Raw genomic sequence first — 21866 nt, 5'->3', positions numbered from 1 at the left:
AGGTAATGAGTATATATAATTTTTGTGCTGGGCCTGCAATGTTACCGCCAGCTGTGATGGAAAAAGCACAAAAAGAATTTCTTGATTGGCAAGATTTAGGTGTATCGGTGATGGAGATCAGTCACCGTAGTAAAGAATTTTTAGCATTAACGGCACAATGTGAAGCAAGCTTACGCCGGTTAATGAATATCAGCGATGAATTTGAAGTGCTGTTTATGCATGGCGGTGGTCGAGGCCAATTTGCTGCAGTGCCACTGAACCTGCACCAAGCAGGTAAAGACGCCGTATATTGTGAAAATGGTGTGTGGTCTAAAGGTGCGGTTGACGAAGCGGTTAAATTTACTACCGTCACTGAGCTTGATGTCCGTAATGACACAAATGAGCAATTTTCTATCAAACCAGTTAGTGAGTGGCAATTTCCAGCCGATCCTTCATACATCCACTATTGCCCAAATGAAACCATTGATGGCATTGAAGTGTTTGATGTACCAAGTCACCCAACAGCGCCGATCGTTGCAGACATGTCATCAACTATTTTATCGCGTGAATTTGATGTTGATCAGTTTGATTTAATTTACGCTGGTGCACAAAAGAATATTGGTCCATCAGGCCTTGCCATTGTGATTATTCGTAAAACGTTGCTTGAGCGTGAAGGGGTTGCAAAGCCAGGTATATTTGATTACGCACTCGAAGTAAAACAAGGCAGCATGTATAACACGCCACCTACGTTTGCTTGGTATTTAGCGGCAGAAGTATTTGACTGGCTTGAGCAAAACGGTGGTGTTAAAGCCATGGAACAGCAAAATATAGCAAAAGCCGAACTGCTGTATGGCTTTATTGATGAATCGCCATTTTATAGCAATAAGGTTGCTAAGCATTGTCGTTCACGTATGAATGTGCCTTTTTGGCTCAATGATGAAAGCTTAAATGCACAGTTTTTAGCTCAAGCAAAAGAAGCTGGCTTACTTGCACTTGAAGGTCACCGTATTGTTGGCGGTATGCGTGCGAGTATTTACAACGCCATGCCACTTGCCGGTGTACAAGCGTTAGTTGACTTTATGGCGAAATTTGCCAAGGAGCACAGTTAATGGAGCAGTTACGCTTAGAGCCAATCAATCTAGTAAATGGCAGTGTTACCTTACCTGGCTCAAAAAGTTTATCAAATCGTATTTTACTGTTAGCGGCACTTGCGCAAGGCACAACGGTTGTAGAAAATTTATTAGACAGTGATGATATTCGCCATATGCTTGGTGCATTAAAATTATTGGGCGTTGATGTCAGTCTTAATGATGATAAAACTGTAGCCACTGTAAAAGGTGTTGGCGGGCAGTTTTTAACTCCAGCTGAGCCATTGTTTTTAGGTAATGCAGGCACCGCGTATCGTCCACTGACTGCGGTATTAGCAGCGGTGAAGGGAAACTATGAACTAATTGGCGAGCCACGTATGGAGGAACGTCCAATTGGTCACCTAGTTGATGCATTACAAGCGCTCGGTGGGGATGTTAGTTATTTAAAAAATAAAGACTATCCGCCACTTAAAATTGTTGGTGGGCAAATTAATGGCGGCAACGTTGCAATTGATGGCAGTATTTCGAGCCAATTTCTTACCGCATTATTAATGGCTGCGCCGTTATTTAATGGCGATACGTGCATTACAATTAAGGGTACGCTGGTATCTAAACCGTATATTGATATTACCTTAGATGTAATGGCTCGCTTTGGCATATCGGTAACTCACGATAACTATAAAACCTTTACTGTAAAAGGTGCGCAGCAATACCAAGCTGTTGAGCGTATTATGGTTGAAGGGGATGCATCAAGTGCATCTTACTTTGTCGCTGCGGCGGCAATTGCCGGTGGTGAAATAGAGATCAAAGGCGTAGGCGCAAAATCTGTGCAAGGCGATATTGGCTTTGCAAAAGTGATGGAGCAGGTCGGTGCTAAAATAGATTGGTATGACGAGCGCTTAGTGGTACGTAAAGGCGAATTAAAAGGTGTTGATATCGATGCCAATGCTATTCCTGATGCGGCGATGACCCTTGCGACAGTGGCGTTATTTGCAGATGGTCCAACCGCTATTCGTAATATCTATAACTGGCGCGTAAAAGAAACTGATCGCTTACATGCAATGGCGACGGAGCTGCGTAAAGTGGGCGCTGAGGTAGTTGAAGGTGAAGATTTCATCGAAATAACACCGCCAAAACACTTTAACGATGTGGCGATTGATACCTATGACGACCACCGTATTGCGATGTGTTTTGCCATGGTAGCGGTAGGCGGCAAGCCAATAACTATCAATGATCCTAAGTGTACATACAAGACATTTCCAACATTTTTCAATGTACTAGCATCGGTTAGTCAATAAATGACTAAAGTTGAAATATAAAAAGTTACATACAAAAAGCGGATATATTTAATTAAGTAACGTATAATGTCGCAGTTTTATTTTGGTGTGCATTGCAGGAGGTTTAAATGCAGGCGTTATTAATGCCCGTGATCACCGTTGATGGCCCAAGTGGTTCAGGTAAAGGAACTGTTTGTCGCTTGTTAGCCGATAAATTAGGGTGGGATGTACTGGATAGTGGCGCGATTTATCGCGTATTAGCACTAGCAGCACTTCATCACCAAATTGCACTAGACAACGAAGAGGCATTGGTGCCTTTAGCTGCTAACTTAGATGTGCAGTTTTTAGTTGATAGTCAAACTAACGCTGGAAAGGTTATTCTGGAAGGTGAAGATGTATCAACAACAATTCGAAATGAAGAAGTAGGAGCTGCCGCTTCAAAAGTAGCAGCCTTACCGCGCGTTAGAGAAGCATTATTACGGCGCCAACGTGCATTTCGAACTGAAAATGGGCTAATAGCCGATGGCCGCGATATGGGCACTGTGGTGTTCCAAGATGCTCCATTAAAAATTTATTTAACCGCTAGTGCAGAAGAACGCGCGCGCCGACGTTTTGTTGAGTTGAATGAACGCGGTCTTGATGTTACACTAAGTGGTCTATTAGAAGATATTCAAGCACGTGATGACCGCGATATGAATCGTGCTGTTGCGCCGCTTGTACCAGCTGACGATGCTATTGAACTCGATACTAGCGAGCTTAATGCACAGCAAGTGTTTGATAAGGTTATGACTTTATTAGATGCAGCGATCGTCGAAGGTAAACTTCCAAAACGACGATAAACTATTTATGCGCCAGCAGGATGCCAGTGCTATTTTAACAACCCCATGCAGCATGGTTGCTTATTGGTATTAATATATGAGACGTATATTCGTATGTCAGAAAATTTTGCGCAGTTATTTGAAGAAAGCTTAAAGGGTTTTGAAGCAGAGCAAGGCTCTATCGTTAAAGGTACAGTAATCTCAATCGAGAACAACATTGTACTTGTAGATGCTGGTCTTAAATCAGAAAGTGCTATCCCTGCAGAGCAGTTCAAAAATGCTGCTGGTGAACTAGAAGTTGCTGTTGGCGACGAAGTAGATGTTGCACTAGATGCAATTGAAGACGGTTTCGGTGAAACTATCCTTTCTCGTGAGAAAGCGAAGCGTCACGAAGCGTGGATCCGTCTTGAGAAAGCATGTGAAGAGCAAGAGACTGTTACTGGTGTTATCAACGGTAAAGTTAAAGGCGGTTTCACTGTTGAAGTTGATTCAATCCGTGCTTTCCTACCTGGTTCACTTGTTGATGTTCGTCCAGTACGTGACACAACTCACCTTGAAGGCAAAGAGCTTGAATTTAAAGTAATCAAGCTTGATCAAAAACGTAACAACGTTGTTGTTTCACGTCGTGCAGTTATCGAATCTGAAAACTCACAAGAACGTGAAGAGCTTCTTGCTAACCTTGTTGAAGGTCAAGAAGTTAAAGGTATCGTTAAGAACCTTACTGACTACGGTGCATTCGTTGACCTTGGTGGTGTTGATGGTCTACTACACATTACTGATATGGCGTGGAAGCGTGTTAAGCACCCTTCAGAAATCGTTAATGTTGGCGACGAAATCGCAGTTAAAGTTCTTAAATTCGACAAAGATAAAACTCGTGTATCTCTAGGCCTTAAACAGCTTGGTGAAGATCCATGGGCAGCTATCGCTGGTCGTTACCCAGAAGGTTCTAAACTTTCTGGTCGTGTAACTAACCTTACAGATTACGGTTGCTTCGTAGAAATCGAAGAAGGCGTTGAAGGTCTAGTACACGTTTCTGAAATGGATTGGACTAACAAGAACATCCATCCTTCTAAAGTTGTTAGCTTAGGCGACACTGTTGAAGTTATGGTTCTTGAAATCGACGAAGAACGTCGTCGTATTTCACTTGGTCTTAAGCAATGTATTGCTAATCCTTGGCAAGAATTTGCTCGTCTACAAAACAAAGGCGATCAAGTTACTGGTAAGATCAAATCAATCACTGACTTCGGTATCTTTATCGGTCTTGACGGTGGTATTGACGGTCTTGTACACCTTTCAGACATTTCTTGGAATACACCTGGCGAAGACGCTGTACGTGAATTCAAGAAAGGCGACGAAATCACTGCTATCGTATTGCAAGTTGACCCAGAGCGTGAACGTATCTCTCTAGGTGTTAAGCAAATCGAAGCTGACCCATTCAATAACTACCTTGATGCAAACAAAAAAGGTGCTATTGTTAAAGGTAAAGTGACAGAAGTTGATGCGAAAGGCGCAACTGTTGAACTTATCGAAGGCGTTGAAGGTTACATCCGTGTAGCTGATATCGCTCAAGAGCGCGTTGAAGATGCAACTACTGTTGTTTCTGTAGGCGACGAAATTGAAGTGAAATATGTTGGTGTTGATCGTAAGAACCGCACTTTAAGCCTTTCAGTTAAAGCTCTTTTCGAAGCAGAAGAGAAAGAAGTACTAGAAAAGCTTAAGAAAGAAGAGCCAGTGTTCGAAAACGCAATGGCAGCTGCATTCGCAAATGCACAAAAAGACTAATTAATCAGTCTTAATTGGAAGGGCAGTGTTGCCCTTCCTTTATCTCTTTTTAAGGAAACGTTATGACTAAGTCAGAATTGATAGAACAATTAGCCGAGCAACACGCGCATGTACCTGTGAAAGATGTTGAGAATGCTGTTAAAGAAATTCTTGAACAAATGGCCGGCTCATTATCAAGCTCAGATCGTATTGAGATCCGTGGCTTTGGTAGTTTCTCATTACACTTTCGTTCACCTCGCACAGGTCGTAATCCAAAGACTGGCGACACGGTTGAGTTAGAAGGTAAGCACGTACCACATTTTAAACCAGGCAAAGAGTTAAGAGATCGCGTAAACGCGAGCATTGCCTAGTTACTTAGTTGGAGTAGTTACTTGTTTAGGGTATTAAAAATTATCCTGGTAGCAATATGCTTAATTTTTGCATTTGTACTTGGTTCGCAAAATCCACAGTTAGTGCAAATAAATTATATTATTGCCAGCAATACTTTACCCCTCGCAATGATAATAAGTATCTGCTTTGCTTTAGGTGTCGCAATTGGTTGTTTTATTAGCTTTAAATTGTTTTCGCAATTAAAGTGGCAAAACTATCGTTTGAAAAAAAAATTAGCGCCTGAAAAAGATAATAATAAGCTTGTTGCTAATAAAGACACCTAACTATGATTGAGCTTTTGTTTTTACTTTTACCTGTTGCGGCTGGTTATGGCTGGATCATGGGTAAAAATAGCGCTAAAAACCAAGCTCATCAACTTAATCGTCAGATCACATCTGAATACAGTAAAGGCTTAAAGTTTTTACTCGACAGAGAGGAAGATCAAGGCCTTGAGCACTTAATCAACTTGCTTGAAGTCGCCGCTGACTCTGTTGAACATTATTCTACATTAGCAACGATGTTTCGCCGCCGAGGTGAATTAGATCGTGCAATAAAAATCCACGAATTACTGCTCAAACATCCAAGCCTTAATGAACAACAAGCTGCTGCTAGTCGCCTTGAACTTGCTGAAGATTATATTATGGCGGGTTTGCTTGATGGCGCCGAAGAACATTTAGTGTGGTTAGTCAAAGCCAACCACAGTGATGCATTAGAGCCGATCCTTAATCTATATTCACAAACGCGTGAATGGGAAAAAGGTATCAATATGTTTGAAGCACACAGTGATTTATTTTCAAAGCCGCAACACTTCAAGGCCATAGCTAACTTTTATTGTGAAGCGGCATTAATCGAAAATGACCCGCAAATTATGCGCAAAGCCATTAGCCTAAATCATAAAGCGATCCGCCCATTATATGAACTTGGTAAGTCAGCATTTGCAAAAGAAGATTACGTAAAAGCAATTTATTATTGGCGTGAGCTGATCTGTAGTTTCACTTTTTTTGCTCCCTTGTTTATAGATGATTTAGCTCACAGTTATGAGCAATTAAACCTAACCCACCAATTTCATGAATTATTACAGCAGCTACTTGATAAGGGTGGGGTGCTAATAAAAATAAAACATTGCCAAGCATTACTTGAGCAAGGGCATACCGAACAAGCAATTAAATTTTTAACTGATAGTTTAAAACGTCAGCCGACAATTCGTGGCTTTAGTTTTTTATTACAGCTATTAGCAAAACAAAATAATGATATTAAAGATGTACTAGACCAAATAGATAAACTGGTCACATCTTATATTGCGACCAAGCCAGATTTTCAGTGCCAACACTGTGGCTTTACCAGTCATACAATTTATTGGGTTTGTCCTTCGTGCAAACATTGGGAAACCATAGTACCGAGCCGTGGTTTAGACGGTTTTTAGTTTTCTATAAAAATATTCACTTACTTCTACAATCAGTTTTAGGAAAGTTATGTCTCTCGAACATTCAAAAAAAGTTCTTATCGCCCTCGATTACGATGATCAGCAAACCGCTTTAAACTTTGTAAAGCAATTATCGCCTGATACATGTCGTTTAAAAGTAGGCAAAGAAATGTTTACCTATTTTGGACCTGCTTTTGTAAAAGAATTAATTGACCTTGGCTTTGACGTATTCTTAGATTTAAAGTTTCATGATATTCCAAATACGGTTGCCAAAGCGGTTACCGCAGCTGCCAAAATGGGTGTTTGGATGGTTAATGTTCACGCCAGTGGCGGTGTTGAAATGATGACTAAAGCCAAACAAGCGCTTGAGCAATTTGGTGATAAAGCGCCATTATTAATTGCCGTTACCGTTTTAACCAGTATGGATGAAAACGAACTAAAGCGTTTAGGTGTTGAAAAAACGCCTGCAGAGCAAGTTATCTATTTAGCAAAACTTGCTAAAGAGTCAGGCCTTGACGGGGTAGTGTGCTCAGCGCAAGAAGCGAAAAAATTAAAAGCAGAGCTAGGTGAAGATTTTAAACTAGTGACCCCAGGTATTCGCCCTGCAGGCAGTGATGCAGGAGATCAAAAACGTATCATGACACCTAAACAAGCGATTGAAGATGGCAGCGATTATTTAGTTGTTGGCCGCCCAATTACGCAAGCCGCAGACCCTGTTGCGGTTCTTAAAGAAATTAATGACTCGATAAAATAAACAAGCGTTATTTTTAAGAGTACAAAGAGCAAAGTATTTACTTTGCTCTTTTTGTTTCTAGGTATACAAACTTAATAACTTGGCGATGAATAGTCTGGAATGTGTCATTTTCGAATGTGAGGCTCTAACTTACTTTTGCCCCAAGATGAGTTAACGTAATTACTCTATAGGTCGCTTTGAGCTATCAGATACAGTCTTATTCATCTAATGATATTGGTTCTACTCCATAATCTGATATTCCACTAACTTTTATGTTGGTGATGATATGAGTAACTGCATTAATATACGGTTTTATTGTGCTCCCATATTCAAGAAAATGGACGACGAGCGCATTTTCTTTTTCTGAATACTTTTAGTGTCATTAAAAATATTATAGTTGGCAATGCATTACGTTATTTGTTAAAAATAGATCTATTAATACATGCGCGTAACATCGGCAGAAAGATACGCGGTGTGCTCACTATAAAATGTTATGACTAAAAGGCAGGGATTATCTATTGAGCTACGAGACTGATCAAAGAATAAAGAACTATTTAGATACAAATCAGCTAAGTCGAGAACAATTGTGTCGATCAGTTCTTGCATTAGATAATAGATTTTCTGATGTTCGCCCAAGACATCCCCGTGGTGGACCCGACGGTGGTCGTGATATAGAAGCCATTTATCGCAATGATCATGTTGCGTTTGGTGCTGTGGGATTTGTGAATCAAGCAAATGACTCTAAGGAGCAAAAGAAAACCATTACTGAAAAATTTAAGGAAGACTTAAACAGCGCTTTGTCTGCTGATAAAAAGCCAGAGGTATTTGTGTTTTTTACAAACATAAATCTAACAATAGGCGAAAAAAACCAGCTGATAGATAAAGCCAAAGCGCATGGAATGATTCATTGTGAAATTATTGATAGGGAAAGAATAAGAATATCCCTTGATAGCCCAGACGGGTTTTCAATTAGATTTCAGCATTTAAATATTCCCTTGTCCGAGGAAGAGCAAGCGAGCTTTTTTGCCAAGTGGGGTGATGATATTCAATCTGTAATATCAACTGGATTTCAAAGAGTTGAAAATACATTGAATCGAATTTTGTTCTTCCAAGAAGCTTCAAGTACTTTATCTCATTTGACTTTATCTATTGAGCTTAACCAAAAGTATGCCGCTGAAGAGATCGGACATTTTAGACTCTTTTGCTTCCTGTACTTAAAAGAACCAAAAAACAAGATCCTTTCAGTACTATTTGGCCGCACAGATAGATCAAATCGAATGATGGAAGATGTTGCAGCGGATTTCACAGAGCAAGAAAGCGGTATTAAATATGGTATTGGTGGTGGGCAATGGGAGCAAATTATAGACATTGAAGACGAAGAACAGGAATATACTAAAGTGGGTTCGTCTTCTAGCATAGGCATGGATCATGTAGAGTTTATTCCCATTCAATATAGTAAGGACAGCTTAATTAGAAATCCTGACAGCCTTACGCTTAGAGATATTGATGAGGCAATGCTATTACCGTTTTGCAATAAATCTTTAGCAGAAAAAATTAAGGCTATTCACATCTATTCCAACGGCTATAAGATTAAAGAGCTTTCTCCCAGTGATATAGAAATAGATCTCACTGAATTCGACCCAGAAATACCAGTCGTTTTTAGTGAGGATGAACTGAAAGACCCTTGGGCTAGAGTTCGTCCTGCTGGAGGTTTTTCGTCATTTAATATTGAGTTTTTCGATGAAACACCAAAACGGATGTTTATGCCAAAGCAAACAGAGAACAGTTTAGAAGGAAAGAAGTCATAATAAACGCATGTTGTCGGACTGATTTTCCGCTGCGCTCCAAACCAGCCGCAAATACGCGCGTTGCCGAATAAATACTCTAACGTGTTTTTGTCCAAAAATGAGTTTGCCCGACCGTCAGCTTCACGCTCATTGTTGCCATTGGTGCTTATGAAATAAAAAAGAGTAAAGCTTTCACTTTACTCTTTTTATGATATAACAATATTTTGTTAGCCCGTAGCCCGTAGCCCGTAGCTTATTTCAACCTAATAGCCTTAGCTTCAATATCAATTAAGCCTTGCTTAAACAAACCGCCAATGGCTTTTTTATAATTTGCTTTACTGGTTGAGAAAACTTTTTTAATTGTCTCAGGATCCGATTTATCACCTAAAGCAATAACACCGCCTTCGGATTTTAATCTATCCATTATTTTCTCACCTAAGTCACTTACTTTAGCCATACCTGGTTTTTCAAGAATAACGTCAATTTTTCCGTCTTCACGTACTTTTTGAATAAATCCAGTTAAGCGTTGGCCAACAAACATGTTTTTAAACACCATGTTGTAAAATATAACGCCGTAATGTGCTTCTTCTATTAATACTTTATAGCCAATATCGGTTTTGCCAGCGACAATCAATTGTACTTCTTGCAGCGGCGCGTACTCAGGCTCCGTTTTATTGATAAAACGATTAAAGTTATTTGATGCACAAATACGGCCACTGGCGTTATCTAAATACAAACGTACTAAATAAGAATAGCCTTCTTGCATTCTTGGCTTTTGTTCGTTGAACGGTGCCAGTACATCTTTATCAAGCCCCCAATCTAAAAAAGCGCCAATGCTGTTGATTTCTTTAACACGAAGTAGGGCGTATTCACCTACTTGAGCTAACGGCTTTTTAGTTGTTGCAGTGGCGAGATTAGCATTATCTAAAAAGATAAAGACGCTGACACTGTCGCCAGCTTCTAGCTCATGTTTAATTTCACTGCTTGGTAAAAAAACTTCACCCAGATCATGACCATCAAGGTACGCGCCTTCGTTACTTACTTCGTTAACGAATAGGGTTTGGGTGGTTCCAAGGTAACTCATAATTATTCCTGTTCTGGCTTTTTACGACGGCGCATTGGTGCATCACCATCAATATTAAGAGGGGCTTTGATTGGCGCTTGTGGCTTTTTAGGTTTTGCTTTGCGTTTAGTCACAGCTTTTACTTTAGGCTTTACATTTTCTTGTGCTTTAGCCCATGTTGCATCAGGTTTTGGTTCGCGTAAACCTTTAAACTTACCTTTTAACCCTGCAACGGTATGAAACTCAAGTTCATCATTTAAGAATGATTTAATTGCTTTATAGCTTAACCAATCTTTAGGACCGACCAGTGAAATAGCGGTGCCTTTAAAGCCAGCTCGACCAGTACGACCAATACGATGCACATACTCTTCGGCGTGTTTAGGTAAATCAAAATTGATTACATGAGTTACGCTCAGTAAATCAAGACCACGAGAGGCAACATCGGTGGTTATTAAAATTTTAAAGTTTTCACGGCTAAAGCCGTCCATGATATCTAAACGTTTATTTTGGGCTAAATCACCTGCTAATGCTTGGGCTTTAAAACCTTTAGCATTAAGTGATTCGCTTAAACGGCTGGTATCTGTACGAGTCGCTGTAAATATAATGCATTGCCCGACCTCGTCTTGCTTTAAAAAATGCTCAAGCAGCGCTTCTTTATGATCAAGGTGATCAGCTAAATATAAGCTTTGTTTAATATCTGAATGTTGTTCGTTAGCCGCACTAAGGGTAATTTGTTTTGGCTTTTTCAGTAAATTACGTGATAACGCATCGACTTGTGCATGATCCAGTGTCGCTGAAAACAATAATGTTTGGCGCAGGCGATGATCTGCTTGCTCGTTGATCATCTTTAACTGTGCAGTAAAACCTAAATCTAAAATACGGTCAGCTTCATCAAAAATAAGTAACTCAAGGCCACTTAGCTGTAATGAACGCTGAGTTAAGTGATCGGCTAAACGACCCGGTGTAGCAATAACAAATTGCGGGTCGTTACGCAGTGCTTTAATTTGATCATTAAAGTTTTCACCGCCTAATATTTTCACCGCTTTAATATTAGTACCTGCAATTAGCAGGCGAAGTTGGGTAAATACTTGGGTCGCCAATTCACGAGTAGGCGCCACAATAAGCACACGAGGATCACGTTTACTGAGCGCCTTTTGTTTCATAACCCGTTGAACAGCAGGTAATAAAAATGCCAAGGTTTTGCCCGACCCAGTTTTAGACTGGGCGAAAATGTCATGGCCTGCCAGTGCGGTGGGCACTGCATGGGCCTGAATATCAGTGGGCTGGGTGATCCCTTGATGCGCTAATTGTGTTTCAAGGCGAGTATCAATCCCAAGATCAGTAAAATGCAAAGTGTGTTTCTCCAAAATGAGCAATTTGTTTGGGTATAAATAATTTCGCTATTATAGCGCAGTCCCGAGTGCGGCTAACAGTAAAAAGCCAATTATCACTGCTTTTTTTGCATTTAATTAGAAAAAGCGTAAAATACTCGCCCTCAATATGTATTATGCGCCGGATTTACGATTCGGTTACCGCCAATAACGGCTAAAGCAAAATAGGAATCACCATGACTGCTGTCCATAAAGACAATGTAACCAGCGAGCACTTTGTTGTATGTGCACTTTATAAGTTTGTTTCTTTACCTGAATACGAAGCCCTACGCCAACCATTGTTAGATGTGATGGAAGCCAATGAAGTACGTGGTACTTTATTAATTGCCGCAGAAGGTATCAACGGCACAGTTTCTGCCAAGCGTGAAGGCATTGACAACCTTTTAAGCTGGTTAGACAGCCAACCGAACCTTAATAACATTGTTAGCAAAGAATCATTTGATGATGAATGCCCTTTTTACCGTACTAAGGTAAAACTAAAAAAAGAAATCGTCACAATGGGTGTTGAAGGGATTGATCCGCTGAAAGTGGTTGGCAGTTATGTAAAACCACAAGATTGGAATGCATTGATCTCAGATCCTGAGGTTATTTTAGTTGATACCCGTAACGATTATGAAATCGAAATTGGTACTTTTCAAAACGCAGTAGACCCAAATACTAAAACATTCCGCGAGTTTCCGCAGTGGGCGAAAGAAAACCTCGATCCGAGCAAACATAAAAAAGTAGCTATGTTTTGTACTGGTGGTATTCGCTGTGAAAAATCAACTGCTTACATGAAAGAGCAAGGTTTTGAAGATGTGTACCATCTTGAAGGCGGTATTTTAAAATACCTAGAAGAAGTACCAAAAGAAGAAACCATGTGGGAAGGTGAGTGCTTTGTATTTGATAATCGCGTAGCAGTCGATCACGACCTACAAAAAGGCTCATATGATCAATGTCATGCGTGTCGTATGCCAATCACTGAAGACGAAAAACTCAAACCAGAGTACATGGAAGGTGTCTCGTGTCATCATTGTATTGATGATGTTACCGACGAACAACGTGAACGATTTGCTGAGCGTCAAAAGCAAATTGAATTAGCGCAAGCTCGTGGCGAAGGCCATATTGGCAACGAAGCACAAGCCGTTTTACAAAAGCGTAAAGAGGCTAAAAAAGCGCAAAAAGACGCACAGCGTAAAAAGTAATTTAGTAGAGCTATTACTACCGTTTTATAAAGCCTCAGCATTGTCTGGGGCTTTTTTGATGGTAATCAAGATTGAATAAATTTAATCCTTAGGGTTTTATTGCACAATAACAGCCCCCTAATTCACAAGGTAAGATATTATGTTTCGAATCATCTTGACCTTTGCTGCTCTCATCTAATTTTTTTGCTGCAAGTACAGCACAAGAGCTTTTTTCAACAATAAACTTGCGCTTGAGTTACATGGAGGATGTTGCGTCTTATAAGAGTAATAATAATAACCAAGCTATTAAAGATAAAGAGCCTGAAATTTAGATACTGTTATCGGGCCTGCGCTGAACAAATTTCATCACTGTTGCCAAAAGCGGCATTGACCTAGCTTTTAGAGTTTTTCAGCAACAGTGGGGGATATATAAGTAATTGGATACGTTTAAGATCTAAACGATATATGAGCAACACAGAATTTCTGAATAGTTATAAACTTTAGTTCGCAGTTTACTAGGTTTTAAACTTGCTATATTAAGTCCACAACTAATATCGATCATTGCGGACTTACACTGTAAACTAATTTTTAATATGGATTACTATCTAACCCTTTAAATTTAAAGGGTTTTGATTTAATAAAATAAGAACTGGATTCCCCAGCATAAGTCTGGTTTTTATCTAATGCCAACTTCATGACATCTGCATTTTTTTCAAAGTTCACTTTATTAAAGTCTACCCAAACAACATTTGGAGTAAGCGCATTTTCAAAGTAGTAAATTAAATTCCCCTGATCAGCAACAACTCTCCAGCGAGTGTTAGATAAGTGAGGTTGCCCCTCGATTGCAATTCCATAAGGAACTGAAACATTACGGACAACGCTAAACACACTTGCGGCTGCGATTTTAGGGTCACTAGTTTGTGGTAATACGCTCAAGTAATAAGATGCTCGAACAAAACGATCGGCGGCTTTACCAGTACCTGGGAGAAAGTCTTGACCAGAGACCGTATCCCAATAGCTCTTTATAGCAAGTTGTTGTTCATATACAGGGTCATTAGTCATCACTTTATATGAACGATCATGATGTATTTTTAATTTGCCACTTATGTACTCAAAAATAGCACTATCTCCGCTTGCATCAGATAATGATAAGTGAACTGTCGTGAACTTATCTGTGTCAGGAATAAAGTCTGATACAACTGCAAACTTTTCTTGTTCGAAAAACTTTACCGCCTCATCAACAGTTGCGAAATTATCTAGCGCGTACTGTGCCCAAGCTGCAATAGTAAGACCTGGACGCTCACCATCATAATCAAATTTGGGATATTCAGATGCTACCAACCATAATAGGTTTGCAACTAGTCCTTTTTCATTCATTCCGTCAGGTGCTGCAATATCCCATGAGCTTGCGACTACGCTTCCATACTTTGAACGCCATCTAATTGAGTTAGGCCCAACCTCACCATTACGCTCAATCCCCTTGGGGAAAATCCATAAATTTGCAGGGATATTAATAGAAAAATCCATACTTCTACCGGTCAACACCGTGTTATCTGGGCCATGATAAACAAGGCGAGTACACGCATTAACTTTTGCGTTTAGTAGCATAGTAGAAATCAGAAAAATTTTAGTAGTCGTTGCAATAAATTTTTTCATATCTAGGACCCTTTTTTAAATTATGCCTCAGTCTGCACAAAGTACCGCAAATGTTATGCAAATAAACCTTTCTTGCACCTAGGCTGTATCTGGAATAAGACATTAGTTCACAAAAGATAAAACCACATCATTTGATGATTAATACAAACTTTAAATTTTAGCTCATTTTTTCTATGTTATTAGTGAGATTGGAATTTATTTATATTTTTAAAAGGAAAAAGTAAACACGCACTCTAAAGTATGTATTTTCCATATTATTAATTTTTAATTAGTCCAAAATACAAACTGGTTGATACATGGCAATTGCAAGGAAACGTCAAATAAATTGTGTGGATACGGTTATTACCATTGCGTATCCCGTGGCGTGCGTCGTGCATTTTTATGTGGTGAGTATCTTTTTTAGGTAAATAATTGTGATAGGTGTCATCTTAAGTTCTAAATAAGCGTGTTAACACGGTGATGTTTTTATTAAATCACCATGTATACATGCTAACTTTAGATTAATGTTTTTAAATGCGCTTCGGCGGCATTGGTGAGCTGTTCAGGTGTCATGTCTTTAGCGTTATCTACAGCAATAGTGCATTGCTCTAGTGTGTACATATCTTTTTTATACATAAAAATCAGCGGCTCACAACCGTCCTCTTTAGCTTTTGCTGATGTCCAATAAACGGCTGAAAATTCAACATTGCCATGTTCGTAAGACTCAACGCTAACTTCTCCGCTGTGATCGAATTGTAGTTGTTTAGAAAGCTGTTCACTGATGTTAATAAGGTTGACCAAAAATACGGCTTCTTGGTGTGTAATACCATGTATATCGGTAAATTTTTGCTTAAACATAATTGTCCTTTTAAATATAAACTAGCAGAGTGGACCCTAATAAAAACTATTGTTGCATACTATACCTGTTTGCCCACTTACTCAAAAGTACTTAGCAATAAACTAGATATTTTTGACCACTTTCAGGGTTTATTAACCCGTAAATTCAACAATTTTTAGTTCTAAAAGCTCAAACTACCATTATGAGTAAATTTAAGACAATACCTTATTCTGACCAATTAGGCTGTTTATGTATAGGGTATTTATAGCTAGTTAGCCTCTTAGCATTAAATACACTGCCCTAGTTACTTTCCCCTATAAAGGTATTTCAACGTATTGTTTTGACAGTTAATCGAACTAGACTTTTTATTGATCAAAACACTGTTACACTGCGTACCATAATGGAAATAATAATTAATTAGGTGATCTTTTTGAAATTACGAGTTCTTTTAGTCAGTGTTTTTATTACTTGTTCAGCGGTAATGCCATCGGCATTTGCTGCTAACGTAATTGTTGAACCTGTTGCGATGGAACGTGCAAAAGAGCAAGTTCAAGCGGTTGGTAATGCCGAAGCGATTCGCTCTGTTATCCTCTATCCTGCAGTGGGGGATAAAGTCACGGCTGTGCATTTTAAACCCGGTGATCAGGTAACCGCAGGAGCTATTTTATTAGAGCTCGATTCGCGCAGACAAAAAGCGGCGCTTAATGAAGCGAAAATAAAACTTGCAGATAGTGAACGAATACAAACACGTTTACAGCAAAGTCATGCTAAAGGCGCGGTGCCAAAAAGCGATCTAGATGATGCAAAAACCGTGTATGAGTTAGCTATGGTTGCGGTGACTAAAGCCGAAACCGAATTAGAAGATCGCCAAGTACGAGCACCTTTTAGTGGCACCATGGGGTTAACGGATGTTGAAGTTGGCGATCGAATTACCACTCAAACAGCCATCGCCAGTATTGATGATACTCGTTCGTTATACATTAATTTTAATGCACCAGAGTCAGCTATTACAATGCTTAGAACTAGCGGTAATGTGACTGTGATGCCGTGGCAAGGAAGCGATGCGATAAATGCGCAAGTCGCTTATCTTGACTCACGCATTGATCCACAAACACGTACGCTGCGTGTCAAAGCAAAACTGGATAATGCACAAGCACAATTTTTACCGGGTATGAGTTTTAGAGTACATATTGAGGTATTAGGGCAGAGTTTAGCTGCAGTGCCTGAAGCTGCGCTTTTATGGGGGGCAACTGGCCCCTATGTATGGAAAAGTGTTGAGCAAAAGGCAACTCGCGTTGATGTTAAAATTCAGCAACGTTTAGCGGGTCGTTTGCTCGTATCTGGGCCTTTAAACGAAGGCGATATTTTGGTAGTTGAAGGCGTACAACGTTTACGCCCAGCGCAAGAGCTTAATTATATCAAGCCGCTTGCAGCAGCGCAGGAGTAGGTATGAAACAACAACCTATGATGCAAGATCTCCCTTCAATGGCCATTCGCCGCCCAGTGCTTATTGTAGTACTTAATTTACTGATCATTATTGCGGGTATTGCGGCCATTGCCGGGGTTGAAGTTCGTGAACTGCCTGATGTTGATACGCCAAGGATCACGGTGTCGGCTTCATTTCCTGGTGGCTCCCCAGAGACTGTTGATACCGAAGTAACCAGTAAACTTGAAGGGGCGGTAGCCCGCGTAAGTGGTGTAAAAACTATTCGCGCACAAAGTGAAGAAGGTAACGCACGGATTGTTGTTGAGTTTCGTGCTGGTGTTGACCTTGATGATGCTGCGAATGAAACCCGTGAGTCGGTAGCACGTGTACAACGTGAGTTGCCTGAAGAAGTTGAGCGCGTTTCTATTATCAAGGCTGATAATGATGCTGAGGCGGTTGTATCGCTAACCGTATCAAGCGATACCATAGCCCTTGAAGCGTTGACTGAACTGGTTGAGGTTGATTTAGCACCGCAGTTTTTAACCATTCCAGGTGTGGCCGATGTACGTTTAAATGGTGACCGAAAACGTGTTTTACGGGTGCGTCTTGATCCACTTAAATTAACCAGTTTTAATTTAACCGTTCCTGATGTAGCCCAAGTACTGCGCCAAGCGCCATTTGATGTACCGGCAGGTAGTTTGAAATCGACGGATCAACAAATTATAGTGCGCGCAGATGCAACCTCAGTTACCGCTGAGCAAGTGGCCGATATTATTATTCGTGATGGTACGCGTATTGGTGATATTGCGGCGGTGTATTTTGGTCCTGCGGATCCTCGCTCTATGGTGCGCTTAAACGGCCAGCCAGTGATTGGCATGGAAGTTATACGTCAAGCACAGTCAAATACCATTGAAATATCTGACGAAGTATTAAGTTTATTAGCAAAAATGCAAACGCGTTTTCCGGAGCTGAAATTTACTTTAACTTCTGATGATGCACAATTTATCAGGAGCTCAGTTGATGAGGTGATTTACTCACTGGTGCTAACTGTGCTGCTGGTGATCATTACATTATGGGTATTTATCGGCTCTTGGCGCGCGACTTTAGTGCCTGCATTTGCAATTCCTGTTGCCTTGGTTGGTTCATTAGCGTTGATATGGGCACTGGGTTTTTCAATCAATATACTTACTTTGCTGGCATTAGTGTTAGCAACGGGGTTGATTGTTGATGATGCGATTGTGGTCAGCGAAAACATTCAACGTCAACGCGGTTTAGGCCTTGGCCGCCGTGCTGCTGCGGTAATTGGCACGCGAGAAGTGTTTTTTGCTGTTGTCGCAACGACAGCGGTGTTAGCGGCGGTATTTGTTCCTATCGCTTTTTTACCCTCAACCGCAGGGCGATTATTTAGGGAGTTTGGTGGGGTACTTGCGGGAGCGGTGATCATTTCAAGCTTTGTAGCGCTTTCATTAGTGCCAGCGCTCACCTCAAAGCTAAAACTCAAACAAGGTGGTAAACACCCATTTGCTAAAATAGGTCATTGGCTTGCTAATATTTATACTAAAACCATTCATTGGGTGCTTGATCATGCGTGGCTTACGTTTATAGCTAGTATATTAGTCGCTGCGGGTTCGGGTGCTTTGTATCTCAATTTAGATAATGAATTACTGCCTTCAGAAGATCGCGGAAAAATACGTATCTTTGCTCGGGGCCCTGACGGTGTTGGTTTGAATTTTATGGACCGTCAAGCAATGCAAATGGAAGATATTTTGCTGCCGTATGTGCAAAGCGGCGAAATTGAATCTATTTATACTGTTGTAGGGCAGTGGGATCCAAATATTGTGTTTATTACCGTGCCTTTAAAACACTGGGATGAGCGTCATTTTTCACAGCAAGAGATCATTAATAAAATTCGAGGTCCGCTGGGTAATATTCCTGGGGCGGCAGGTTATCCGTCTGGGTCAAATAGTTTAAATTTACGCGGTCAAGGTGGCGGTATTGAGCTGGCACTATTAGGGCAAGATTACCTGCAGATTTATAAGGCCGCACAAGATTTTGCTGCACAGGTTGAGCAGACTATCCCGTCGATTGACAACGTGCGTATTTCATATCAGCCATCACAGCCGCAATTGCGCGTTAATATTGATAGACGCCGTGCAGAGGAATTAGGAGTGTCACTGAGTGATATATCAATCACCTTACGTGCTGCGATAAATGGCGATGATATTGCAGATTTAAATATTGGTGACCAATCTGTACCGATTATTCTGCAAGCACAAAATCAAACCATTAAAGATCCCAGTGATCTCGCTAATTTATATATCAGTGCAAATAACGGTCAGTTAGTACCACTGAGTAGCGTTGCAACCATTACAGAAGAAGGTGTTGCCGCCGAGCTTGAACGCCACGCACAGCGTCGTGCTATCGAGCTTGATATGGAACTGCCGGCGGACATGAGTATTGCACAGCTGGTATCGCAACTACGTGATATTTCGGAGCAAACGCTACCAAGTGGCATTAGCTTGGCATTTAAAGGTGAAGCATTAACCTTTGAAGAAACTTCTAATGAAGTATTTATCACTTACATACTGGCATTTTTAATCGTATTTTTAGTATTAGCCGCACAGTTTGAAAATGTTAATAGTGCTGTGGTGGTGATGGTAACAGTACCGTTTGGTATTACATCAGCAATTTTAGCGCTGTATTTAACTGGTACTTCGTTAAATATTTACTCGCAAATAGGTTTGGTGATGTTAATTGGCTTAATCGCGAAAAACGCGATTTTGTTAGTTGAATTTGCTGACCAATTGCGCGACCAAGGTTTAACAGTTCGTAAAGCTGTAGAGCAAGCAGCATTAGTACGTTTAAGACCAATTACCATGACCTTGATATCAACCTTACTAGGTGCACTGCCGCTGATATTATCAACCGGGGCAGGTGCTGAGGCACGTAATGCGATTGGCTGGGTCGTGTTTGGTGGCTTGTCTTTAGCGGTGCTATTTACGTTGTACTTAACACCGGTAATTTACTTGGGCTTAGCACGCTTTACTACACCTCGTGGTGATGAAAGTAAGCAACTTGCGCAGGAGCTTGATAAGGTAGAGTAAATCACAATTAAAATAGCCTAATTAACTATTTATCTTTGAAAAATAAGTTAATTAGGCTCACACTTGGGAAAGCTATCCCCAACAGGTTTTTTTTATGCAAGCCGAACAAGTAGAAATCGCGCAGTTTTTAGCACAACACCCGCCTTTTGACAGCCTACCGAGTAAAGCAATCAATGAGCTCGCGCAACAGGTTGAAGTCGCCTACTTTAGAGCGCACACCGATATTTTATTATTTGGTCAAGATATAGCCGATCTTTATGTGATCAGAAGCGGCTCTGTTGAAATGTATCGACGTAATGGGGAACTGGATAATCGTTTAACTACTGCCGGTATATTTGGGCAGATGGGTTTACTGATGAATCGCAAGGTTCGCTTTCCAGCTAAAGCACTTGAAGATACGCTAGTGTATTGCATTAATGTTGAACTATTTAACCGCTATTGCGACGAATTTGATTCATTTGCTGACTATTTTGAAACGGATGGTAATGTTCGTTTACATCAGGCAATTGTTGAACAAGCCGATGGTAATGATTTAACCACGGCAAAAGTAAAATCGCTGATCCACCGTGATGTGGTAACAGTTAATACTGATTCAACGGTGCAACAAGTTGCCCAGCTTATGACTGATGAATCGGTGTCATCGGTTTTAGTTACTGATAGTACCAAACCTATTAACGACGACCCAGAGGAAGATGATGGTCAAGTTGTTGGTATTATCACAGACAAAGATTTACGTACCAAAGTCATTGCTCATGGGCTGGCATTTGACACACCCGCGCATACAATAATGTCTACAAACTTGGTTTTATTAGATGCCAATGCCTATGTTTTCGAAGCTGTACTTGCGATGCTACGTGATAACTTACATCACTTACCGGTGGTCCAAAAACGCCGTCCAATTGGGGTTATTTCTCTTTCTGATATTTTACGCTATGAATCACAAAGCAGCTTGCTATTGGTACGTGGAATACTTGCGCAGCAATCAATTGAAGATTTAACACACTATGCACGCCAGCTGCCGAATGTGTTTGTACGAATGGTAAATGAAGATGCAAACTCGCATATGATTGGCACGGCAATGGCTGTGATTGGCCGCACTTTTAAACAAAGGTTACTGGTATTAGCCGAAGAAAAGTATGGGCCGCCGCCGGTTGCATACTGTTTTATCGCATTAGGTTCAATGGCGCGGGATGAGCAACTCATTGTTACTGATCAAGATAACGCGCTCATTCTAGATGATGATTATGATGATGAACTTCATGATACGTATTTTCAAAATATTGCCGATTTTGTTTGTGATGGTTTAGCTCAATGCGGTTATACCTATTGTGATGGCGAAATAATGGCGTCATTTAAAAAATGGCGAAAAACACGTGCACAATGGTTTGAGCAATTTGCTCAGTGGATAGAGCTGCCTAAACCGCAAGCCTTACTAAATAGCTCCATATTTTTTGATTTAGACGGGGTGTGGGGTAAAACCAAATGGGCCGATGAGCTTAAAATATTTATTGCCAAACAAAGCAAAGTTAATCGCGTATTTTTAGCTAATATGGCTGCAAATGCTCGCAACAGAACCCCACCATTGGGGTTTTTTAAAGGCTTTGTTATGGAGCACAACGGTCAGCATAAACGTTCTATGAATTTAAAGCGCAGAGGCACAGCGCCGCTTTCAGATGTTATTCGTGTTCACGCATTGGCGGTTGGATCACGTAAGCAAAACTCGTTCGAACGCTTAGAAGATATTATTGAAGCCAAGCTCCTACCGCAAGGCAAAGCACAAGATTTGCGAGATGCGCTAGAATATATTGCCATGATGCGGATCCGTCACCAAGCATGGCAAATTGAACAGGGGGAAGAACCCGACAACGATTTAGACCCTCATTTATTATCGCCTTTTGAGCAGCGTAACTTAAAAGAAGCTTTTGCAATTTTAGAAAAAGCACAAAGCTATTTGAAATTTAGTTACTCAGCAAACTCTGGGGTAAAGTAA

General features: G+C 40.5%; 17 protein-coding genes and 1 pseudogene. 14 read left to right on the top strand and 4 right to left on the bottom strand.

Annotated elements, in window-relative coordinates:
* Positions 1–5: 5 nt before the first annotated feature.
* The 9 genes from serC (at position 6) to H5183_RS00215 (ending at position 9277) form a co-directional block, all read left to right on the top strand.
* On the top strand, positions 6–1088 hold the full coding sequence (gene serC, locus H5183_RS00255) for a 3-phosphoserine/phosphohydroxythreonine transaminase (protein ID WP_182730601.1): 1083 nt from the start codon (positions 6–8) through the stop codon (positions 1086–1088).
* Entirely contained in the window at positions 1088–2365 is a 1278-nt protein-coding gene (gene aroA / locus H5183_RS00250; RefSeq protein ID WP_182730600.1) for a 3-phosphoshikimate 1-carboxyvinyltransferase, read from the top strand. Before serC ends, aroA begins: the two co-directional genes overlap by 1 nt.
* Before the next feature lie 107 nt (positions 2366–2472).
* Positions 2473–3183, top strand: a complete 711-nt coding sequence (gene cmk, locus H5183_RS00245) for a (d)CMP kinase (RefSeq protein ID WP_149982486.1) — start codon at positions 2473–2475, stop codon at positions 3181–3183.
* A gap of 93 nt (positions 3184–3276) precedes the next feature.
* A complete protein-coding gene (rpsA, locus tag H5183_RS00240) occupies positions 3277–4944 on the top strand; it encodes a 30S ribosomal protein S1 (protein WP_029216020.1) in 1668 nt (555 codons plus the stop codon).
* A 62-nt stretch (positions 4945–5006) separates the two neighbouring features.
* Positions 5007–5294, top strand: coding sequence for an integration host factor subunit beta (gene ihfB, locus H5183_RS00235; protein WP_016707218.1), 288 nt, complete (start codon positions 5007–5009; stop codon positions 5292–5294).
* 21 nt (positions 5295–5315) lie between these two features.
* Positions 5316–5597 carry a lipopolysaccharide assembly protein LapA domain-containing protein gene (locus H5183_RS00230; protein ID WP_016707217.1) on the top strand — a complete coding sequence of 94 codons (282 nt, stop codon included), beginning with the start codon at positions 5316–5318 and terminating at the stop codon, positions 5595–5597.
* 2 nt (positions 5598–5599) lie between these two features.
* Complete coding sequence (gene lapB / locus H5183_RS00225) at positions 5600–6736, top strand: lipopolysaccharide assembly protein LapB (RefSeq protein WP_182730599.1); 1137 nt, start codon at positions 5600–5602, stop codon at positions 6734–6736.
* A 49-nt stretch (positions 6737–6785) separates the two neighbouring features.
* Positions 6786–7490, top strand: coding sequence for an orotidine-5'-phosphate decarboxylase (pyrF, locus tag H5183_RS00220; protein WP_182730598.1), 705 nt, complete (start codon positions 6786–6788; stop codon positions 7488–7490).
* Positions 7491–7987: 497 nt separating this feature from the next.
* On the top strand, positions 7988–9277 hold the full coding sequence (locus H5183_RS00215; protein WP_182730597.1) for a hypothetical protein: 1290 nt from the start codon (positions 7988–7990) through the stop codon (positions 9275–9277).
* 232 nt (positions 9278–9509) lie between these two features.
* On the opposite strand, the gene H5183_RS00210 is transcribed toward H5183_RS00215, so the two are convergent.
* A complete protein-coding gene (locus tag H5183_RS00210; RefSeq protein WP_182719011.1) occupies positions 9510–10340 on the bottom strand; it encodes a S1 RNA-binding domain-containing protein in 831 nt (276 codons plus the stop codon).
* A gap of 2 nt (positions 10341–10342) precedes the next feature.
* Positions 10343–11671: a DEAD/DEAH box helicase gene (locus H5183_RS00205; protein ID WP_145233234.1), complete on the bottom strand. Its 1329-nt coding sequence runs from the start codon at positions 11669–11671 to the stop codon at positions 10343–10345.
* A 215-nt stretch (positions 11672–11886) separates the two neighbouring features.
* Between H5183_RS00205 and H5183_RS00200 the strand changes: the two genes are divergently transcribed.
* Positions 11887–12894, top strand: coding sequence for a rhodanese-related sulfurtransferase (locus H5183_RS00200; protein WP_182730596.1), 1008 nt, complete (start codon positions 11887–11889; stop codon positions 12892–12894).
* 567 nt (positions 12895–13461) lie between these two features.
* On the opposite strand, the gene H5183_RS00195 is transcribed toward H5183_RS00200, so the two are convergent.
* Positions 13462–14529, bottom strand: coding sequence for a linear amide C-N hydrolase (locus H5183_RS00195; protein WP_182730595.1), 1068 nt, complete (start codon positions 14527–14529; stop codon positions 13462–13464).
* A 296-nt stretch (positions 14530–14825) separates the two neighbouring features.
* On the opposite strand from H5183_RS00195, the pseudogene H5183_RS21905 reads away from it, so the two are divergent.
* Positions 14826–14929 (top strand): annotated as a pseudogene (locus tag H5183_RS21905) (transposase); the annotation flags it as partial.
* 95 nt (positions 14930–15024) lie between these two features.
* Here H5183_RS21905 and H5183_RS00190 read toward each other — a convergent pair.
* Positions 15025–15366, bottom strand: a complete 342-nt coding sequence (locus tag H5183_RS00190) for a hypothetical protein (RefSeq protein ID WP_182730594.1) — start codon at positions 15364–15366, stop codon at positions 15025–15027.
* Positions 15367–15776: 410 nt separating this feature from the next.
* On the opposite strand from H5183_RS00190, the gene H5183_RS00185 reads away from it, so the two are divergent.
* From H5183_RS00185 to H5183_RS00175, 3 genes are all read left to right on the top strand, one after another.
* On the top strand, positions 15777–16793 hold the full coding sequence (locus tag H5183_RS00185) for an efflux RND transporter periplasmic adaptor subunit (protein ID WP_182730593.1): 1017 nt from the start codon (positions 15777–15779) through the stop codon (positions 16791–16793).
* Between the two features lie 2 nt (positions 16794–16795).
* Positions 16796–19876: an efflux RND transporter permease subunit gene (locus H5183_RS00180; protein WP_145233239.1), complete on the top strand. Its 3081-nt coding sequence runs from the start codon at positions 16796–16798 to the stop codon at positions 19874–19876.
* A gap of 94 nt (positions 19877–19970) precedes the next feature.
* Positions 19971–21866, top strand: coding sequence for a DUF294 nucleotidyltransferase-like domain-containing protein (locus tag H5183_RS00175; RefSeq protein ID WP_145233241.1), 1896 nt, complete (start codon positions 19971–19973; stop codon positions 21864–21866).

It is taken from the genome of Pseudoalteromonas sp. SR44-8 (genome assembly GCF_014163635.1).
Lineage (GTDB): Bacteria > Pseudomonadota > Gammaproteobacteria > Enterobacterales > Alteromonadaceae > Pseudoalteromonas > Pseudoalteromonas rhizosphaerae.
This window is presented reverse-complemented; position numbering and strand designations above follow the sequence as displayed.